The organism is Glutamicibacter endophyticus (assembly GCF_048457885.1).
GTDB lineage: Bacteria > Actinomycetota > Actinomycetes > Actinomycetales > Micrococcaceae > Glutamicibacter > Glutamicibacter endophyticus.
On record NZ_CP174200.1, the window covers coordinates 2,070,772 to 2,089,138 of the forward strand.

Genomic DNA, 18,367 nt, shown 5'->3' on the forward strand with positions numbered 1-18,367 from the left:
TCCACAGTTCGTGGATCGGGATTTTTTAGTGGCTATTGGTAGCTCACCGATGGAGCTTAGGATTCCGCACTAAAACGCATAACCAGCGCGAGGCCAATAATCACCGCGGCCCACACGAGGCCGAGGATGATGGTGATGCGGTTCAGGTTACGTTCTGCAACACCGGAGGAACCCAGCGAACTGGTCATACCGCCGCCGAACATATCCGACATGCCGCCGCCCCTACCCTTGTGCAACAGGATCAGTAGGGTCAGCAACACGCTGGTGATGCCCAGGAAAACTTGCAGAATGATCTTGAGGATATCCACTAGCGATAGTTCCTTAATTAATCGGTGACGAGGTGATGCTCGAACCTGACAATATTAGCAAATTCTTCAGCATCCAAGCTGGCACCGCCGACCAACACGCCGTCTACGTCACGTTCGCGCATAATCGCCGCCGCATTGGCTGCCTTTACACTCCCACCGTACAACAGGCGGGTGGCTTCGGCGATCTCCTCGCCGAAACGTTCGCGCAAAGCGACACGGATCGCGGCGCACATTTCCTGAGCGTCGGCCGGGCCGGCCACTTCACCGGTGCCGATGGCCCATACCGGTTCGTAGGCGATCACCAGATTGGCCGCCTGTTCGGCGGTGACCTGGTCGAGCGACTCGTTCAGTTGCTGCAGGGTGAACTGCACGTGCTCTCCAGCCTTGCGCACCTCGAGCCCTTCGCCGACGCAGAGCACCGGGGTCAGTTCGTGGCGGTACGCTGCGGCCAGCTTCGCGGCGATCACCGCGTTGGACTCCTGGTGGTATTCGCGGCGTTCCGAGTGTCCGACCAGCACGTACTGGCAGCCGAGCTTGTTCAGGAACTGACCGGAGATTTCACCGGTGTAGGCGCCGGAGTCCTGAGTGGACAAATCCTGCGCGCCGTACACCACGTCGAGCTTGTCCCCGAGGACCAGGGTCTGCACCCCGCGGATATCGGTGAACGGTGGGAACACGGCCACCTCGGCACGGCTGTAGTCGTGCTCGGCGTCCTTCAGCGTCCACGCCAGTTTCTGCACCAAGGTGATGCCCTGGACGTGGTCCATGTTCATTTTCCAGTTGCCCGCGATCAGCGGCTGGCGCACGAAGGCACCGTTTTGCGAAATGGTCATTGCTACCTTTCCAGTGCGGCAACACCCGGCAGGGTCTTACCTTCGAGGTATTCGAGCGAAGCGCCACCGCCGGTGGAGATGTGCCCGAAGTCGTCATCGGCGAAGCCCAGCGAACGCACGGCCGCGGCAGAGTCGCCACCACCGACGACGCTGAATGCCTCGGAATCGGCCAGCGCGCGCGCCACCGTCCGGGTACCTTCGGCGAAGGCCGGGATTTCGAAGACACCCATCGGCCCATTCCAGAACACGGTGTTGGCGCTGGTGATGTAGCTGGCGAAGAGCTCCGCGGTTTTCGGTCCGATGTCCAAGCCCAGACCGGAGGAGCCGAAGCTTGCCTCTTCGATCTTGTCTGCGGCCAAGACCTCATGCGCTGCATCGGCGCCGAACTTCTCGGCCACCACCACGTCGCTCGGGACAATAATGTCGCAGCCAAGTTCCTTGGCCCGCGAGAGGTATTCGGTGCAGGTATCGATCTGATCCTCTTCGAGCAGGGAGCCGCCGATGGCGTAACCCTGCGCCTTGAGGAAGGTGAAGGCCATGCCGCCACCGATCAGCAGGTGGTCGGCCTTGCCCAGCAGGTTGTCGATCACCGCGAGCTTGTCCGAAACCTTGGAGCCACCGAGGACCACCACGTAGGGACGCTTAGGAGCCTCGGTAAGGGTCTTCAGAACGTTGACTTCGGTGGCCACCAGGTCGCCCTGGTAGCTGGGCAGCAGGGCCGCGATGTCATACACCGAGGCGTGCTTGCGGTGCACGGCGCCAAAGGCGTCGTTCACGTAGGCACCATTGTCACCGGTCAACTCCGCCAACTCTCGAGCGAACTGCTCGCGTTCGGCATCCACCTTGGAGGTTTCGCGGGCGTCATAGCGCACGTTTTCCAGGACCAGCACGGCACCGTCGGCCAAGGAGGCTGCGGCCTCACGGGCCGAAGGGCCGACAACGTCGCTGGCCACGGTCACGTCGAAGTCTGCCAGCTCGCCAAGCCGCGCGGCGGCCGGGGCGATGGAGTACTTCGGGTCCACGGTGCCCTTGGGGCGGCCAAGATGAGCCATGACGATAACCTTGGCTCCGGCTTCGGCTAGCTTGGTCAACACCGGCAACGAGGCGCGTACACGCCCGTCGTCGGTTACGGTTGAGCCGTCTAGCGGCACGTTCAGATCGCTACGGACCAGGACATGACGTCCCGAGACCCCGGCGGCGAGCAATTCGTCGAGAGTGTGTGAAGACATGTCTCTAGGTTATCGACTACAGGCTGGAACCAACGAATTCGACCAGGTCGACCAGGCGCGAGGAGTAACCCCACTCGTTGTCGTACCAGGCCAGGACCTTCACGGTGTTGCCCATGACGGTGGTCAGGCCCGAATCGAAGATTGCCGAGTGCGAGTTGGTGACGATGTCGGTGGAGACCAGCGGATCGGTCGAGTACTCCAGGTAGCCGGCCAGGTCGCCGGAGGCGGCGGCCTTTTCGAAGGCGGCGTTGATCTCTTCAACGGTGGCGGTGCGAGCCAGGTTGACGGTCAGGTCGGTAGCCGAACCGGTCGGAACCGGCACACGCATGGCGTAACCGTGCAGCTTGCCCTTCAGCTCCGGCAGCACCACGCCGATGGCCTTGGCGGCACCGGTGGAGGTCGGGATCATGTTCAGCGCGGCGGCGCGGGCACGGCGTGGGTCGCTGTGCGGTGCGTCCTGCAGGCGCTGGTCTGCGGTGTAAGCGTGGATGGTGGTCATCAGGCCGTCGACGATGCCGAATTCATCGTTCAGAACCTTGGCGACCGGGGCCAGGCAGTTGGTGGTGCACGAGGCGTTGGAGATGATGTTGTGTGCCGCAGGATCGTACTTGTCCTGGTTCACACCCATCACGACGGTGATGTCTTCACCGCTGGCCGGTGCGGAAATGATGACCTTCTTGGCGCCGGCGTCCAGGTGCTTCTTGGCGGCGTCGGCCTTGGTGAACAGGCCGGTGGACTCAACCACGATATCTACGCCAAGCTCGCCCCACGGAAGGCTGGCCGGATCGCGCTCGGAGAGAACCTTAATGCGCGCTTCGCCGACGACGATGGTGTCGTTTTCAACGGACACATTCTGGGCGAGCGGGCCGAGAACGGAGTCGAATTTCACCAGGTGAGCGAGCGCGTCGATCGAACCAAGGTCGTTGACGGCGACAATCTGCAGATCTGCATTGTGTGCGAGGCTGGCACGCAGGAAGTTGCGGCCGATGCGTCCAAAACCATTGATTCCAACACGAGTTGTCACGTGACTATCTCCTACTTGAAGGGAATTTGTCGCCACAACCGCGCAAAACGGAGGTGGCCTATTTGATGTAGGACACTCCGTTGTGTCGTGTCACGCGGACCCCTCGAAAGGGGTCCGCGTAAGCACACTTAACATCCTACGCTATTTTCGCGTCGAATGTGAGCTAACTTACCGCTAAAGTAAGTTTACTTGCCCGGAACGATCAACGAGCTGGCACCGGCGCGGGCAGCCTCGAAGCGAGCCTGGACGTCGGCCCAGTTCACGATGTTCCAGAAGGCCTTGACGTAATCGGCCTTAACGTTGACGTAGTCCAGGTAGAAGGCGTGCTCCCACATGTCCAGCATCAGCAGCGGGGTGGTTGCCACTGGCACGTTGCCCTGCTGATCGTACAGCTGCTCGATAACCAGCTGGCCGGCGATCGGCTCGTAGGCCAGCACGGCCCAGCCCGAACCCTGCAGGCTCATGGCGGCAGCGGTGAAGTGACCACGGAAGGCATCGAAGGAACCGAAGAACTCGTCGATGGCTGCTGCCAGCTCACCCTCCGGCTTGTCGCCACCCTCCGGGGACAGGTTGTTCCAGAAGATCGAGTGGTTGGTGTGACCACCCAGGTGGAAAGCCAGGTCCTTGGACAGCTTCGGAATGTTGCCGAACTCGCCCTTGGCGCGGGCCTCGGCCAGCTGCTCCAGTGCAGAGTTGGCGCCGGCTACGTAAGCGGCGTGGTGCTTCGAGTGGTGCAGCTCCATGATGCGAGCCGAAATGTTCGGCTCCAGGGCGGCGTAGTCGTACTGCAGTTCAGGCAGCGAATAAACAGCCATGATTCTCCTCAAATCAGTGAAATTTGGTTGAATCTCCGCGGAAAGGGCTTCCGCAGGGACACTTACTGTTCCAGTGCATCTACTGGAACGCTGGACTCGGTACCAGGTATTCCCAGTTCACTGGCCTTTTTATCCGCCATGGCCAAAAGCCGACGGATGCGGCCAGCGATCGCGTCCTTGGTCATGGGCGGTTCGGCCATACGGCCCAACTCGTCCAACGACGCCTGCTTGTGCTCCAAACGGAGCACTCCGGCGTACCGCAGGTGCTCGGGCACCTCGTCGCCGAGAATTTCTAGGGCGCGCTCCACGCGAGCCCCCGCGGCAACCGCCGCCTGTGCACTACGCCGCAGATTGGCGTCGTCAAAGTTGGCGAGCCGGTTGGCCGTGGCGCGCACCTCTTTGCGCATGCGGCGCTCTTCCCACACCATCAAGGCATCGTGCGCACCCATGCGGGTGAGCAACTGAGCAATGGCATCGCCGTCGCGCAGCACCACGCGGTCGACGCCGCGCACCTCGCGTGCCTTGGCGGTGAGATCTAGTCGGCGGGCGGCGCCCACCAGTGCGAGCGCGGCTTCCGGGCCGGGGCAGGTAATTTCCAGCGCGGAACTGCGTCCGGGTTCGGTCAGCGACCCGTGGGCCAAGAAGGCGCCACGCCAGACGGCCTCGGCGTCGGCGGTGGAACCGTTGACGATGACCGATGGCAATCCACGCACCGGTCGGCCGCGCTGGTCGAGTAGTCCGGTTTGCCGGGCGAGTACCTCGCCCTCCTTGGCTACGCGGACAATGTACCGGCTCCCCTTACGGATGCCGGACCCCGAGACCATAACGATTTCTGCGTCGTGGCCATACAAATCAGCAATGGCAACTTTTAATCGGCGCGCGGTCGACGCAAGGTCAACCTCGGCCTCGATGACGATACGCCCGGAGACAATGTGCAAGCCGCCGGCGAAACGCAGGATGGTGGAAACCTCAGCCTTACGCTGCGAAGGTTTACGGATTTCAACCCGCGACAGCTCGTCTTTGACGGAAGCCGTCAATGCCATGAATCAAACTCCCTTACAAGGTTCCGGCACTGTGCTCAGGAACCAATCGCGGTAAATACCTCGTGATAGGCCGCCGCTAGGCGCAACGGGTCATGCACCGCACGCCCGTCGGATACTCCCACTCTACTAAAAAACACCTGCGCGCCGAGTTTTTGCGCTGCCAGCTCAAATCTTTCCCGGTTACTGACACGTTGCTCATCGGCGATGATGGCGTCGAATCTCACCTCGGGCGCGTAGCGGACCAGCACCTCTAAATGTGCCGCCGCGTCGAGGCCGCTGGTTTCGGCGGTGTTAGTCGACAGATTCATCGTCAACAGCTTCTTGGCGGTGGTATCGGCCAGCGACTGACGCAATTCCGGCAATAGCAGATGCGGCAGCACCGAGGTGTACCAAGACCCCGGGCCGAGCACGACCCAGTCGGCGAGCTCGATGGCGTTCATCGCCTCGGGGCAGGCCGGAGCGTCGGCCGGCTCGAGCGCCACATTGGTGACCAGTGAGCCCGATCCGGCCCTGGCCAGTTGAGCTTGGCCCTCGACTCGGCGCCGTAGCAGCGTGTCGGTGGCCTCGTCGGCCTCGAGTATTTCCCCGTGAATGGACAGCGGCACCGTGCTCATCGGCAGCACCTGACCGCGGGCGCCGAGCAGTGCACCGGCCCAGCGCAGGCCCGCCACCGGGTCCTCGAGCAACTCCCAGAGCGCGAGAATCAGCAGGTTGCCTACCGCATGGCCGTTCAACGGTTCGGCCATATTCTGCGTGGAGGTAAAGCGATGCTGCATCACATCACGCCAGGTACGCCCCCAGTCGTTGTCGTCACAGAGCGCGGCTAGGGCCATACGCAGGTCCCCGGGTGGTAGCACGTCGAAGGATTCACGTAGCCGCCCGGAACTACCCCCGTCGTCGGCCACGGTCACCACGGCCGTGAGGTCGGTGCTCAGGCGGCGCAGTGCCGAAAGCGAGGCCGAAAGCCCGTGCCCGCCGCCCAACGCGACGATCGACAGGTTACGTTGACCGTCATCGCGGTTCAGCCCCTGGATGGGGATCGGCCCGGTTGCAAATGCCATGATTCGCCTCTTTACTCTCGGCCTAGGTCACGGTGCGTAATGTTGACCCGAACGTTGGGTAGCTGAGCCAGTCTCCGGCCCAGTTCGATGCTCGTGGCCACCGAACGGTGCTTACCGCCGGTGCACCCCACCGCGATGGTGGCGTAATGCTTGTTTTCGCGGCGGTACCCCTCGAAAACGGGCTCCAGGGCCTTGAGGTAGTTCTCGATAAATTCGCCCGTGCCGTCTTGACCCAGTACGTAATCGGAGACTTCGCGATCCTTACCGGTCTGCGGACGCAATTCCGGAACCCAGTGCGGGTTGGGAATGAAGCGCACGTCGGCCACGAAGTTCGCGTCGGTGGGCAGACCGTACTTGAAGCCGAAGCTCATAATGTTCACGCGCAAGACGATCGGGCCGGACTCGCTAAACAACTCGGTGGCCGAACGCACCAGATCGTGCACCGACATGCCGGTGGAGTCGAGCACCAGCTCGGCGGCGTCGCGTAGCGGGGCGGTGACATCGCGCTCGCGCTTGATCCCGTCGACGATGCGCCCATCGCCCTGCAGGGGGTGCGGGCGCCGGCCCTGTTCGAAACGACGAACCAGAACTTCGTCGCTGGCATCCAAATACACCAGACGGAACTTGATGCCGCCGCTGGTCAGCATCGCCAGCGCCTCGCGCAACTCCGGGAACATTTCCTTCGAGCGCACATCCATGACCACGGCGAGTCGCGGAATCGATCCGCGCGAGCGACTCATGAGCTCGGTCAGCGTGCCGAGCAGGGCCGGTGGAAGGTTCTCCACCACATACCAGCCCTGATCTTCGAGCGCATGGGCGACGGTGGTGCGCCCCGCACCGGACATGCCGGTGACAATCACCAGCTCCGATTCGGGAGGTTTGACGGACTCATACTCTGCGGTCATAGTCCAAGGCTAGTCGAGAATTTCACCCGTAGTCATGTTCACTCCGCCCGATGACTTCTCACCCAGCGCCTCGTGAATTGCCGCGGCTAATTTCGGTCCAATTCCCGGGGCCTGCTCGAGTTCCTCGACGCTGGCCTGACGGATCTTCTTCATGGAACCGAAATGCTTGCGCAGCGCCTCGGCCTTGGCACGACCCAGGCCGGGCACCGCATCCAGTTCGGAGGCCGTCATCGACTTGGCGCGCTTGGCGCGGTGGAAGGTGATGGCGAAACGGTGCGCCTCGTCGCGCAACCGCTGCACCAGATACAGCGCCGCCGAGGAGCGCGGCAGAATCACCGGGAAGTCATCGTCGGGCAGCCAGAGCTCTTCGAGCCGCTTGGCCAAGCCCACCACCGGGATGTTCGTAATACCCAAATCGTCCATGGCCCGTTGCGCGGCGGCCACCTGCGGCGGCCCACCATCGACGATGACCAGCGCCGGCGGGTAGGCGAATTTACGCTGTTCGGTGGACTCCACGTCGATCTGGCCGCTGGTGTAGTCGCTCTGCTCGTCACGGTCGCGCAGGTAGCGGCTGAAGCGCCGATGAATCACGTCATACATGCTGGCGGTATCGTCGCGCGCCGCCTCACCGGTGATCGAGAATTTCCGGTACTCGCTCTTCTTCGGCAGCCCATCCTCGAACACCACCATGGACGCGACCACGTTGGTGCCCTGGGTGTGCGAGGCGTCGTAGCATTCGATACGGAGCAGCGCCTCGGGAGCGTCGAGGGCTTCCTGCAATTCCTGAAGGGCCAGCGAGCGGGTGGAAAGGTCCCCGGCGCGTTTGGACTTGTGCAACCGCAGGGCCTGCTCGGCGTTTTCGGTGACCGTTTGGGCTAGCGCGGCCTTGTCGCCACGCTGGGCCACACGCAGCGAAACCTTGGCTCCGCGTAACTCACTGAGCCACTGGGTCAGCTCGGCATCGTCTTCGGGCAGCGTGGGCACCAGCACCTCACGCGGGATCCGGTCGGCGTTATCGGCATACACCTGGGTGAGCAGATGTTCAATGAATTCTGCGGGCGTATGGTCGAGCACCTTTTCCACGACCCAGCCGCGCTGGGCCCGGATGCGCCCGCCGCGCACCTGGAATACCTGCACCGCCGCCTCAAGCTCATCTTCGAAAATTCCGTAGATATCGGCGTCGGTCTGTTCCGGGAGCACCACGGCGTTGCGCTCGAAGACCTTGTTCAGGGCCGCGATGTCGTCGCGGTAGCGCGCCGCCTGTTCATATTCGAGGTTGGCCACCGCCTGCTGCATTTTGGTGGTCAGCTCGCGGGTGAACTTCTTCGCCTCACCGCCCATGAAGGTGCACAGATCTTCGGCACGCTGGCGATGTTCTTCCTCGGTCACGCGCCCAACGCACGGGGCCGAGCATTTGTCGATGTAGCCCAACAGGCAGGGACGGCCCGAGGCCTGGGCCCGTTTGAAAACCCCCGGGGAGCAACTGCGCACCTGAAAGACGCGTAGCAGCGTATCGAGGGTTTCGCGGATGGCTTTGGCCGGATAGAAGGGCCCGAAATACTTCACGCCCTTGCGCTTGTCGCCGCGCATCACCAGGGCGCGCGGGAATTGCTCGTTCATGGTGACCGCGAGATAGGGGTAGGTTTTATCGTCGCGGAACACGATATTGAAGCGCGGGGCGTACTGCTTGATCCACGTGTACTCAAGCTGCAGGGCCTCGAGTTCGGAGCCCACGACGGTCCACTGCACACTGGCCGCGGTGAAGACCATGGTGCGGGTTTTCGGGGTCAACCGTTGCGGGTTGACGAAGTAGGAGGACAGCCGGTTGCGTAGCACCCGGGCCTTGCCCACGTAAATCACCCGGCCGTGTTCATCGCGGAAGCGATACACGCCCGGCTGGGTCGGGATGTCCGAGGTTTTAGGGCGGTAGCTAGCGGGATCGGCCATCGTTACTTCGCGTCGGGCGGCAACTGGTTGTAGGCGGCCACCCGCTCCTGCCCGCTCAGCGCGGCAATGGCATCGACAATCTGATCGGTGGCGCGTCGACGTTCCGGCAGGGGGTGCTTGCGCCCCATCTGCTCGAAGTACAGTGGCTCCCCGAACTTAATGGTGAATTTCGTCGGGCGAATGCCCTTGGCCCCGGCGGGCTGCAGTTTTTCGGTGCCGATCAGTCCCACGGGAACCACCGGGGCGCCGGTGGTGAGTGCCAGCCAGCCCACACCGGTGCGGCCGCGGTAGAGTTTTCCGTCGCGCGAGCGGGTTCCCTCGGGGTAGATGCCAATGCCCTCCCCCGATTCGAGGATCTCAATGAGCGACTCAAGGGCGGCCACCGAGGCGGCCTGCTCCCCGCGTTGCACGGGGATGGAACCCACGGATTCGAAGAAGTGCTTCATCGCCTTGCCCTTCAACCCGGGGGTGGTGAAGTATTCGGCCTTGGCGAAGAAGGAGACGCTTCGTGGGGTCAGCGCCTGAATGATGATGGAGTCCAAAAACGACAGGTGGTTTGAGGCCACGATCAGTGGCCCGTCCTTTGGCACGTTCTCCAGCCCGATGATTTCCGGCCGGCACATGGTGTGCAGCATTACCCGAATGGATGAGCGGGTCATGGTGTAAAGGCTCATGCGTTCGGGTCCTCCTGAAGTTCCTGCGAAGTGTGATCTATGCCGTGACCGTCTAGGCCCAGCAGTTCGGCCAGTTCCGTGGCATCCGCCGCGAGATGCTCGACCGCCGAGAATTCCCCGTCCTGCGCAAATCCCCACAGCACGCCGATAAAGCCTAGTCCATGCGCCTGCGCCGCGTCATGGTCGTAATGACGGTCCCCCACCATCACCGTGCGCTTGGCGTCCACCGCCGAGGTGGCCAAGGCGCGGGCGACAATATGGGCCTTGCTCGTCCCATGCGCCCCGCCCTCGTCGTCGTTGCCGTAGATCGCGTCGAGGTCGCTGTCCAGCCCCTGTACGCGGATCAGTTCCCGGGCGATGGGTTCGGGTTTCGCGGTCGCCACGGCCACGTGCACACCGCTCGCGCGGAGGTCACGCAACAACGTACGAAGGCCCGGGTAGACGCGGGAAGCGGCCATGCCACGAGCGGCGTACTCTTGCCGGTAGTCGGCGATGATCTTATCAAGATTCTGTGCGGTAACGCCCGGGAGTTCCGCGAGCCCGATCCGCAGCGGCGGACCAACCAACGACTCAACGGCGTCCTCCCCCGGATCGGCCACCCCATTGGACCGCAGGGCTTGCCGGATCCCCGAGGTAATGGCTCCCGCCGGGTCCACAAGTGTGCCGTCTAGGTCAAAGAGCACGCAGGCTGTCGAGTTTTCCACGAGCCTATCTTCCCACGAAGCGGCCACCACATGCCCAATTGATGCCTGTGCGGGCATATTTCGGGGGTGGCCGCCACGCTTTTAGCCCTTCGTGGCCGCACTGCCCACCGGTTCGTTGAGAATTTCGGCGAGGAAGGCTCCGGTGTGCGATTCGGGCACCCGGGCCACGTCCTCCGGGGTGCCGGTCGCCAGGATCATGCCGCCTCCGGAACCGCCCTCGGGTCCCAGATCGATGATCCAGTCTGCCGACTTGATGACGTCGAGGTTGTGCTCGATGGTCAGCACGGTATTGCCCTTGTCGACCAACGATTGCAGCACGGTCAGCAGCTTGCGGATATCTTCGAAGTGCAGGCCGGTGGTCGGCTCATCAAGTACGTAGATCGACCGTCCGTTCGAACGCTTCTGCAATTCGGCGGCCAGCTTCACGCGCTGCGCCTCCCCGCCCGAGAGTGTCGTGGCCGGCTGTCCTAGGCGCACATAGCCGAGTCCAACATCCACCAAGGTGTTCAAGTGTCGGGCGATGGGCGTGAAGGCGCTGAAGAACTCCGCGGCCTCGGCAATCGGCATATCCAGCACATCGGCGATGGTCTTGCCCTTGTAATGCACCTGCAGAGTTTCGCGGTTATAGCGCGCCCCGTGGCATACCTCGCAGGGCACATACACGTCGGGCAGGAAGTTCATCTCGATCTTCAGCGTGCCGTCGCCCGAGCAGGCCTCGCAGCGTCCGCCCTTGACGTTGAAGGAGAAACGGCCCGGCTGATAGCCGCGCAGCTTCGCCTCCTGGGTTTCGGCGAACAGCTTACGGACGTGATCAAACACCCCGGTGTAGGTCGCCGGGTTCGAACGCGGGGTTCGGCCAATCGGCGACTGGTCCACGTGCACGACCTTGTCCAGATGCTCGAGCCCACGCACCCGGGTATGCCGACCCGGCACCTGCTTGGCACCGTTGAGCTTATTGGCCAGCACCTTGTACAGGATGTCGTTGACCAAGGTGGACTTACCGGAGCCGGAAACGCCGGTCACCGCGGTGAGCACACCCAAGGGGAAATCCACCGACACGTCGCGCAGGTTATTCTCGGAGGCGCCCACGACGGTGAGCATCCGCGCTGGGTCCACGGCGCGACGGGTCGCCGGCACCTCGATCTGCTTACGACGAGCCAAATAATCGCCGGTCAACGAGCGGGTGTTGGCCTTCAGGCCCTCCACGGATCCGGAGTGCACCACCTCGCCGCCATGTTCACCGGCGCCCGGGCCAATGTCGACAATCCAATCCGCCTCGGCGATGGTGTCCTCGTCGTGCTCCACCACGATCAGCGTGTTACCCAACGACCGCAGGTGCAACAAGGTATCGATCAGGCGTCGGTTATCGCGTTGATGCAGGCCGATGGAGGGCTCGTCGAGCACGTAGAGCACCCCGACCAGACCGGACCCGATCTGCGTGGCCAGCCGGATGCGCTGAGCCTCACCGCCGGAAAGGGTGCCCGCGGCACGCTCCAGCGTCAGGTACTCCAGCCCGACGTCGAGCAGGAACTTCATACGCGCGCCGATTTCCTTCAGCACCTGGGCGGCGATCTTCGCCTCACGTTCGGTCAGCTCGAGGCTGGTGAGGAAGTCACTGGCACTACGCAGGTCCATGGCGGAGACCGCGGCGATGGACTTGCCACCGACCAGCACCGACAAGGATGCCGGGTTGAGTCGTGCCCCGCCACAGGTCGGGCACGGAATTTGCCGCATGTACTGCTCGTAGCGGTCGCGGGCGTGATCCGACTCGGTCTCCTGGTGCTTGCGGTGCACGTAGGAGATGACACCCTCGAAGCCGGTGGAGTATTTGCGTTCGCGACCGAACCGATTGCGGTACTGCACCACGACCTTATGGTCCTTGCCGCCCAGGATCGCGGCACGGGCCTTGGCCGGCAGATCCTTCCAGGCGGTGTCCATGGTGAAGCCCAGTTCGTTGCCGAGGCCCTCGATCAACCGGTTCCAGTACTCGGTGGTGGCCTTGCCCAACGACCACGGGGCGATCGCACCCTCGGCCAGGGTCACCTCGGGGTCCGGAACGATCAGTTGCTCGTCGACCTCGAGTTTGGTGCCGATACCGCTACAGGCCGAACAAGCACCGAAGGGATTGTTGAAGGAAAAGGTACGTGGCTCGATCTCGTCGATGGCCAGCGGGTGCTCGTTGGGGCAGGCCAGGTTCTCGGAGAAGGCCCGGGTACGCTTGGGGTCCTCGGCATCCAGGTCGACGAAGTCGATCACCACGCGACCCTCGGCAATATTCAGCGCCGTTTCCACCGAGTCGGTGAGCCGCTGTCGCACCGAATCATTAATGGCCAGTCGGTCCACGACCACTTCGATGGTGTGCTTGTACTGTTTGGCCAGCTTCGGCGGTTCGGAGAGCTGAATGGTTTCCCCGTCCACGCGGGCACGGGCGAATCCCTTGGAGGACAGCTCGGCGAACAGGTCGACGAACTCACCCTTGCGGGCACGAACCACCGGGGCGAGTACCTGGAAGCGTGTCTTCTCCGGTAGCTCGAGTAGCTGGTCGACGATCTGCTGCGGAGACTGCTTGGAGATCGGCTCGCCACATTCCGGGCAGTGCGGGCGTCCCACACGCGCCCAGAGCAGACGCATGTAGTCGTAGACCTCGGTGATCGTACCCACCGTCGAGCGCGGGTTACGGCTCGTGGATTTCTGGTCGATGGATACCGCCGGGGAAAGCCCCTCGATGAAGTCAACATCCGGCTTATCCACCTGGCCGAGGAACATGCGCGCGTAGGCCGAGAGCGATTCGACATAGCGACGCTGCCCTTCGGCGAAAATGGTGTCGAAGGCGAGCGAAGATTTGCCCGATCCGGAGAGCCCGGTGAACACGATCATTGCGTCGCGCGGCAGATCCAGGTCGACGTTCTTCAGATTATGCTCGCGGGCGCCCTTGACGATCAGGCGCGAAAGATCCAAGGTTTTGCTCTCTGCAGTAGTAGCCACCCTGCCATAATAATCGAAAATTGATTCGAATCGGTGTTCTCTTCAGCACAGTTTTCCGAGGCGGTTCTTCCAACGCGGTGACTTGAGTCCACGAGGTCACCAAGCCGCTGCGGTTCACTACGGGGCACGGAATCACGAACCGTCGTGCAACCGCCTAAGCTCGCGCATTTGGACCACTAGGGTCCCGAAATCTTGGCCCCGGCGCGACAACCCGACGCGGGCAACTCGGCGCGTGGCCCGAAGGTAGTGATAGGCACGCATTGTACTTGCCGATGTCAGGCTTGGCTCCGGCACAGATCCCCGACGCTTGGACGCTAGTCCGGCAGGGAACTAAAGGCCGCACGCAAATACTTCACCGCACGTTCCTCATCCACCGACCACGTCCGGGCCACCCGCGCCAGATCGGCGGCCGCGTCCGAAACCGCCTGCTCGCCGGCCTCGGCGCCGGCCTGCACGATGGTGCCGTGCCGCCCCCTTGTGACCACGGCTCCCTGGGCTTCGAGCTCCTTATAGACCTTCGCCACCGTGTTCACCGCCAGACCGACCTGTCCGGCGAGCGCCCGCACGGACGGTAGACGGGTACCCGGAGCCAAGCGCCCCGAGGCGATTGCACCGAGCAACTGTTCACGGACCTGCTGATAGGGCGCCGTCTCCAATGTGTTATCGACGCTAATGAACTCCAGTTCGCTCACGGGATCCCTTCCTTGCCACATTTGCTTCTCCGCCCCCGAGCCTATCGCGCAGGTCTGCTCGGGAGACGTAGGCTGGAGCCATGGCTGAACTTGTACTTAACGACGTGGTGATTCGCTGGGTCAGCGTCTCCTCGATGAACAATAACGTGTACCTGGTAACCGAGCGGGCGAGCGGTCAACAACTCCTCGTGGACGCCGCCGACGATATCCAAGCCATTGCAGGCCTACTCTCCGAGGCATCGGCGGACGGCCCCAATCCCGAGCTTGTGGGCATTGCGACGACCCACCAGCACTGGGATCACGTGCGGGCGCTTGCCGAGCTGAGCTCCCGGTACCCGGTCCCCACCTATGCGGGCGCTGACGACGTCGCGGGTATCGAGCAGGAATGCGGCATCAAGACCTCGCATCCGTTGCGCCATGGCGAACACATTGAGCTGGGTGACGTGATCATCGAAGCGATTCACCTGCGCGGACACACTCCAGGCTCGATTGCGTACGTGCTACGAGACTCCTCGGGCCAGGTGGTTGTGCTCAGTGGCGATAGCTTATTCCCCGGAGGCGTTGGCAACACGGGCAATGATCCGCAACGTTTCATGTCGCTGTTTACTGACGTCACCGAGCGGGTCTTCGAACGCTTTGATGACGCCACGCTGGTGTTGCCCGGACATGGAGATTCCACCACGCTCGGTGACGAGCGCCCGCACCTGGCTGAGTGGCAGGCTCGCGGCTGGTAAACCGGGTCAGTTTTTGCGGCCCACCATGAAGATCCGGCGAAATGGGAAGTTGGTCAGCAGTTGACCATCGAGGGCCGTGAACGAAGGGTAATGCTCGGCGATCGCCGCACGATAGTCGTCTTCGAAGGCGAGGTAATCCGCCGCGGACAGCGCCGCCTTGACCGGCAGCAACGCCGTGCCGCGCACCCAGCTAAGCACCGGGTCGGCGCCGGTGAGCAACTGCTGATAGGTGGTTTCCCACACGTCGGCCTCGAGACCACACCGAATGAATAACTGCTGGTAGTCGGATGGGTCAGCGACCGCGTCACCGTGGCGCAGGACCCCACGCAACTTCTCGACCCAGCGTGGGCTCTGCGCCACCTCGCGCATGACCGCATGAGACGGTGAGGTGAAGTTCCCCGGCACTTGGATAGCCACCACCGCGCCGGGGGCTAGCTGCCGCAGCCAGCGTTCGAGGTGCACTTGATGCCCGTCGAGCCACTGCAACATCGCGCTCGAGACCAACAGATCGGTACCCTCGGGCACATCCCAGCTGGCCGCGTCGGCCAGGGCGAAGCTGAGATTCTCGGCTGCTGCCACGGCATTGGCACGAGCGACCATCTCCGGCGATGAGTCCAACCCCAGCACCTGCGCTTGCGGCCAGCGCTGGGCGAGTACCTCGGTAATATTCCCGGGCCCACAGCCCAAATCGACGATGCTCGTCGGATCGAGCTGCGGGATCCGTCCCAGCAAATCGAAGAAAGGTCGGCTTCGATGATCCGAAAATTGCGCGTACTGTGTCGGGTTCCATTCCATAGTTCGTAGCCTATGCGACCCACGGCCGAGGCGCGGTGACGCACAAACCGCGGCGGCCCGATAGGCTTGAGACATCATGCTGCTCACCGATTACCTGCCCCAAGATCCCGCCAACGTGTCCGAGGACGACATCTACGAGGCCTTCGGGCGTTGGGTGGCGACCCGTGGGATCGACCTCTACCCCGCCCAGGATGAAGCCTCGATGCACCTGGCTGCCGGCAGTAACGTCATCTTGGCTACCCCCACCGGCTCGGGGAAATCTCTGGTGGCGATCGCCGCGCATTTCTACGCCATGGCGCGCGACCAAATCAGCTTCTACACCGCGCCGATCAAGGCCTTGGTCTCCGAGAAGTTCTTCGACCTCTGCAAGATCTTCGGCGCCGAGAACGTCGGAATGGTCACCGGAGACTCCTCGGTGAACGCCGACGCCCCGATCATCTGCTGCACCGCCGAGATCCTGGCGAACCTGGCCCTGCGCGAGGGTTCGCGGGCCGACGTGGGCTGCGTGGTGATGGACGAGTTCCATTTCTATGCCGACCCGCAGCGTGGCTGGGCCTGGCAGGTGCCGCTGATCGAGTTGCCGCAGAGCCAGTTCCTGCTGATGAGCGCCACGCTGGGCGATGTGACGCGCTTCGAAAAGGAGTTGAGCGAACGCACCGGTAAGTCGACGGTCACCGTCGCTCACACCCAGCGTCCGATTCCCCTGCACTTCCACTACTCCATGGAGCCGGTGCAGGAAGCGGTGGAGGAACTGATCTCCACCAAGCAAACCCCCGTATACATCGTGCATTTCTCGCAGCTCGATGCGATCGATCGCGCCAGCGGGTTGATGAGCATCAACGTGTGCACCCGCGAGGAGAAGGACCGCATCGCGGAGCTGATCGCCGGATTCCGCTTCTCCGCCGGCTTCGGCAAAACCCTCAACCGGTTGGTGCGTCACGGCATCGGCGTGCACCATGCGGGCATGCTGCCCAAGTACCGCCGACTCGTCGAACAGTTGGCGCAGGCCGGGCTGCTGAAGGTCATCTGCGGTACCGACACCCTCGGGGTGGGCATTAACGTGCCCATCCGCACCGTGGTGATCACCGCACTGTCGAAGTTCGACGGCACCCGCACCCGTATCCTCAACGCCCGCGAGTTCCATCAGATCGCCGGGCGTGCCGGCCGCGCCGGTTTCGACACCGCAGGAACCGTGCTCGTACAGGCCCCGGAACATGCGATCGAGAACCACAAGGCCATGGAAAAGGCCGTTAAGAAGCATGGCGAGGGTTCGACCAAGCTCCGCCAGATCCCCAAGAAGAAGCCGCCGCAGGGATTCGTGACCTGGGGCGAGAAAACCTTCGAGAAGATCGTCGACGCCCCTCCGGAGACGCTGAAGTCCTCCTTCCAGGTCTCGCACTCGATGCTGCTGAACCTGCTCGAGCGCGAAGATAATGCCTTCGAGGCCGCGGTGCGCCTGCTCACCCAGAATCATGAAACGCCGTCGGCGCAGCGCAAACTGAAGTTGCGCGCCCTGGGCATTCTGCGTGAACTGATCGCCACCGGGGTCGTGGTGCGCCGCGAGCAGCCGGACCGATTCGGGAACTACTATGAGCTCACCGTCCACCTGCAGGCGAACTTTGCGCTGAACCAGCCGCTGTCTCCCTTTGCCTTGGCGGCCCTTGAGCTCTTGGATCCGGACTCCCCCAGCTATGCCCTAGATGTGGTGTCCACCATTGAGGCCACCTTGGAAAAGCCTCGCCAGGTGCTCTCCGGCCAAGAGAAGAAGGCCCGCGGTGAGGCGATTGCCGCCATGAAGGCCGAAGGACTGGAATACAACGACCGGATGGCCGCCCTCGAAGAGGTCAGCTACCCGCAGCCCTTGGCCGAACGGCTCGAGTCGGCCTTTGAACAGTACCGGGCCGGGGCCCCGTGGCTCGCCGATTTCGAACTGGCTCCCAAGTCGGTGGTGCGTGACATGTACGAGCGGGCCATGGGCTTCTCCGACTTCGTCCAGTACTACCAGTTGGCTCGTTCCGAGGGCGTGCTCTTGCGTTACCTCACCGACGCCTACAAGGCGCTGCGACAGACCGTGCCGCAGGACTCGCTACGCGAAGACCTCGAGGATCTGATCGAATGGCTCGGCGAAATGATTCGCCAGATTGACTCCTCGCTGCTCGACGAGTGGGAGGAACTCAGTCGCGGCGAGGTGCCGGAGGAGCATCAGGAGGAAATCACTCCCCCGGCTCCCGAACGGCTGACCACCAACCGTCGCGCCTTCCGGGTGATGGTGCGCAATGAAATGTTCCGCCGCGTGAAGCTCTTTGCCGACGAAAAGGATAATGAGCTCGGCGAGCTCGATGGCGAGGCCGGTTTCGACGCCGATGCGTGGGCCGAATTCATGGACGACTACTTCGACGAGCATGAAGATATTGACGACGGACCGGCCGGCCGCGCCGCCGACTTGTTCCTGGTCACCGAGGAGGGCCGTACCTGGCGGGTACGGCAGATTTTCGCTGACCCGGCCGGCGACCACGACTGGGGCATCAATGCCGAGGTCGATCTGGATGCCTCCGACGAAGCCGGGGCGCCGGTACTCACGGTGACCTCCATCGGCCGCATGGGCTGATTACCGACCG

General features: G+C 63.0%; 16 protein-coding genes. 2 read left to right on the forward strand and 14 right to left on the reverse strand.

The genetic code is table 11. The features are described 5' to 3' along the window. Positions 1-56 precede the first annotated feature (56 nt). From secG to ACJD00_RS09715, 13 genes are all read right to left on the reverse strand, one after another. A complete protein-coding gene (gene secG / locus ACJD00_RS09655; RefSeq protein WP_418906835.1) occupies positions 57-308 on the reverse strand; it encodes a preprotein translocase subunit SecG in 252 nt (83 codons plus the stop codon). A 17-nt stretch (positions 309-325) separates the two neighbouring features. Further along, positions 326-1,141 carry a triose-phosphate isomerase gene (gene tpiA, locus ACJD00_RS09660; RefSeq protein WP_418906836.1) on the reverse strand — a complete coding sequence of 272 codons (816 nt, stop codon included), beginning with the start codon at positions 1,139-1,141 and terminating at the stop codon, positions 326-328. A gap of 2 nt (positions 1,142-1,143) precedes the next feature. After that, positions 1,144-2,370 carry a phosphoglycerate kinase gene (locus tag ACJD00_RS09665; protein WP_418906837.1) on the reverse strand — a complete coding sequence of 409 codons (1,227 nt, stop codon included), beginning with the start codon at positions 2,368-2,370 and terminating at the stop codon, positions 1,144-1,146. Positions 2,371-2,386: 16 nt separating this feature from the next. Further along, complete coding sequence (gene gap, locus ACJD00_RS09670; RefSeq protein ID WP_418906838.1) at positions 2,387-3,394, reverse strand: type I glyceraldehyde-3-phosphate dehydrogenase; 1,008 nt, start codon at positions 3,392-3,394, stop codon at positions 2,387-2,389. A gap of 185 nt (positions 3,395-3,579) precedes the next feature. Beyond that, positions 3,580-4,209 carry a superoxide dismutase gene (locus tag ACJD00_RS09675; RefSeq protein WP_309406763.1) on the reverse strand — a complete coding sequence of 210 codons (630 nt, stop codon included), beginning with the start codon at positions 4,207-4,209 and terminating at the stop codon, positions 3,580-3,582. Positions 4,210-4,271: 62 nt separating this feature from the next. After that, on the reverse strand, positions 4,272-5,252 hold the full coding sequence (gene whiA / locus ACJD00_RS09680; protein ID WP_309406762.1) for a DNA-binding protein WhiA: 981 nt from the start codon (positions 5,250-5,252) through the stop codon (positions 4,272-4,274). A gap of 35 nt (positions 5,253-5,287) precedes the next feature. Further along, the gene (locus ACJD00_RS09685) at positions 5,288-6,313 is read right to left on the reverse strand and encodes a uridine diphosphate-N-acetylglucosamine-binding protein YvcK (RefSeq protein ID WP_309406761.1); all 1,026 of its coding nucleotides are present in this window, start codon (positions 6,311-6,313) and stop codon (positions 5,288-5,290) included. A gap of 11 nt (positions 6,314-6,324) precedes the next feature. Next, on the reverse strand, positions 6,325-7,218 hold the full coding sequence (gene rapZ, locus ACJD00_RS09690) for an RNase adapter RapZ (RefSeq protein WP_309406760.1): 894 nt from the start codon (positions 7,216-7,218) through the stop codon (positions 6,325-6,327). 9 nt (positions 7,219-7,227) lie between these two features. Next, positions 7,228-9,165 (reverse strand): excinuclease ABC subunit UvrC, encoded by a 1,938-nt coding sequence (gene uvrC / locus ACJD00_RS09695; RefSeq protein WP_418906839.1) that lies wholly within the window; start codon positions 9,163-9,165, stop codon positions 7,228-7,230. A 2-nt stretch (positions 9,166-9,167) separates the two neighbouring features. Then, positions 9,168-9,824 (reverse strand): lysophospholipid acyltransferase family protein, encoded by a 657-nt coding sequence (locus ACJD00_RS09700; RefSeq protein WP_418906840.1) that lies wholly within the window; start codon positions 9,822-9,824, stop codon positions 9,168-9,170. 11 nt (positions 9,825-9,835) lie between these two features. Further along, positions 9,836-10,543, reverse strand: a complete 708-nt coding sequence (locus ACJD00_RS09705; RefSeq protein ID WP_418906841.1) for an HAD hydrolase-like protein — start codon at positions 10,541-10,543, stop codon at positions 9,836-9,838. 81 nt (positions 10,544-10,624) lie between these two features. Further along, on the reverse strand, positions 10,625-13,528 hold the full coding sequence (gene uvrA, locus ACJD00_RS09710; protein WP_418906842.1) for an excinuclease ABC subunit UvrA: 2,904 nt from the start codon (positions 13,526-13,528) through the stop codon (positions 10,625-10,627). A 314-nt stretch (positions 13,529-13,842) separates the two neighbouring features. Then, positions 13,843-14,220: a GntR family transcriptional regulator gene (locus ACJD00_RS09715; protein WP_418906843.1), complete on the reverse strand. Its 378-nt coding sequence runs from the start codon at positions 14,218-14,220 to the stop codon at positions 13,843-13,845. Between the two features lie 80 nt (positions 14,221-14,300). On the opposite strand from ACJD00_RS09715, the gene ACJD00_RS09720 reads away from it, so the two are divergent. Then, the gene (locus tag ACJD00_RS09720) at positions 14,301-14,954 is read left to right on the forward strand and encodes an MBL fold metallo-hydrolase (protein WP_418906844.1); all 654 of its coding nucleotides are present in this window, start codon (positions 14,301-14,303) and stop codon (positions 14,952-14,954) included. A 6-nt stretch (positions 14,955-14,960) separates the two neighbouring features. On the opposite strand, the gene ACJD00_RS09725 is transcribed toward ACJD00_RS09720, so the two are convergent. Next, on the reverse strand, positions 14,961-15,749 hold the full coding sequence (locus tag ACJD00_RS09725) for a methyltransferase domain-containing protein (RefSeq protein WP_418906845.1): 789 nt from the start codon (positions 15,747-15,749) through the stop codon (positions 14,961-14,963). A gap of 76 nt (positions 15,750-15,825) precedes the next feature. On the opposite strand from ACJD00_RS09725, the gene ACJD00_RS09730 reads away from it, so the two are divergent. After that, positions 15,826-18,357: a DEAD/DEAH box helicase gene (locus ACJD00_RS09730; protein WP_418906846.1), complete on the forward strand. Its 2,532-nt coding sequence runs from the start codon at positions 15,826-15,828 to the stop codon at positions 18,355-18,357. Positions 18,358-18,367: the final 10 nt, after the last annotated feature.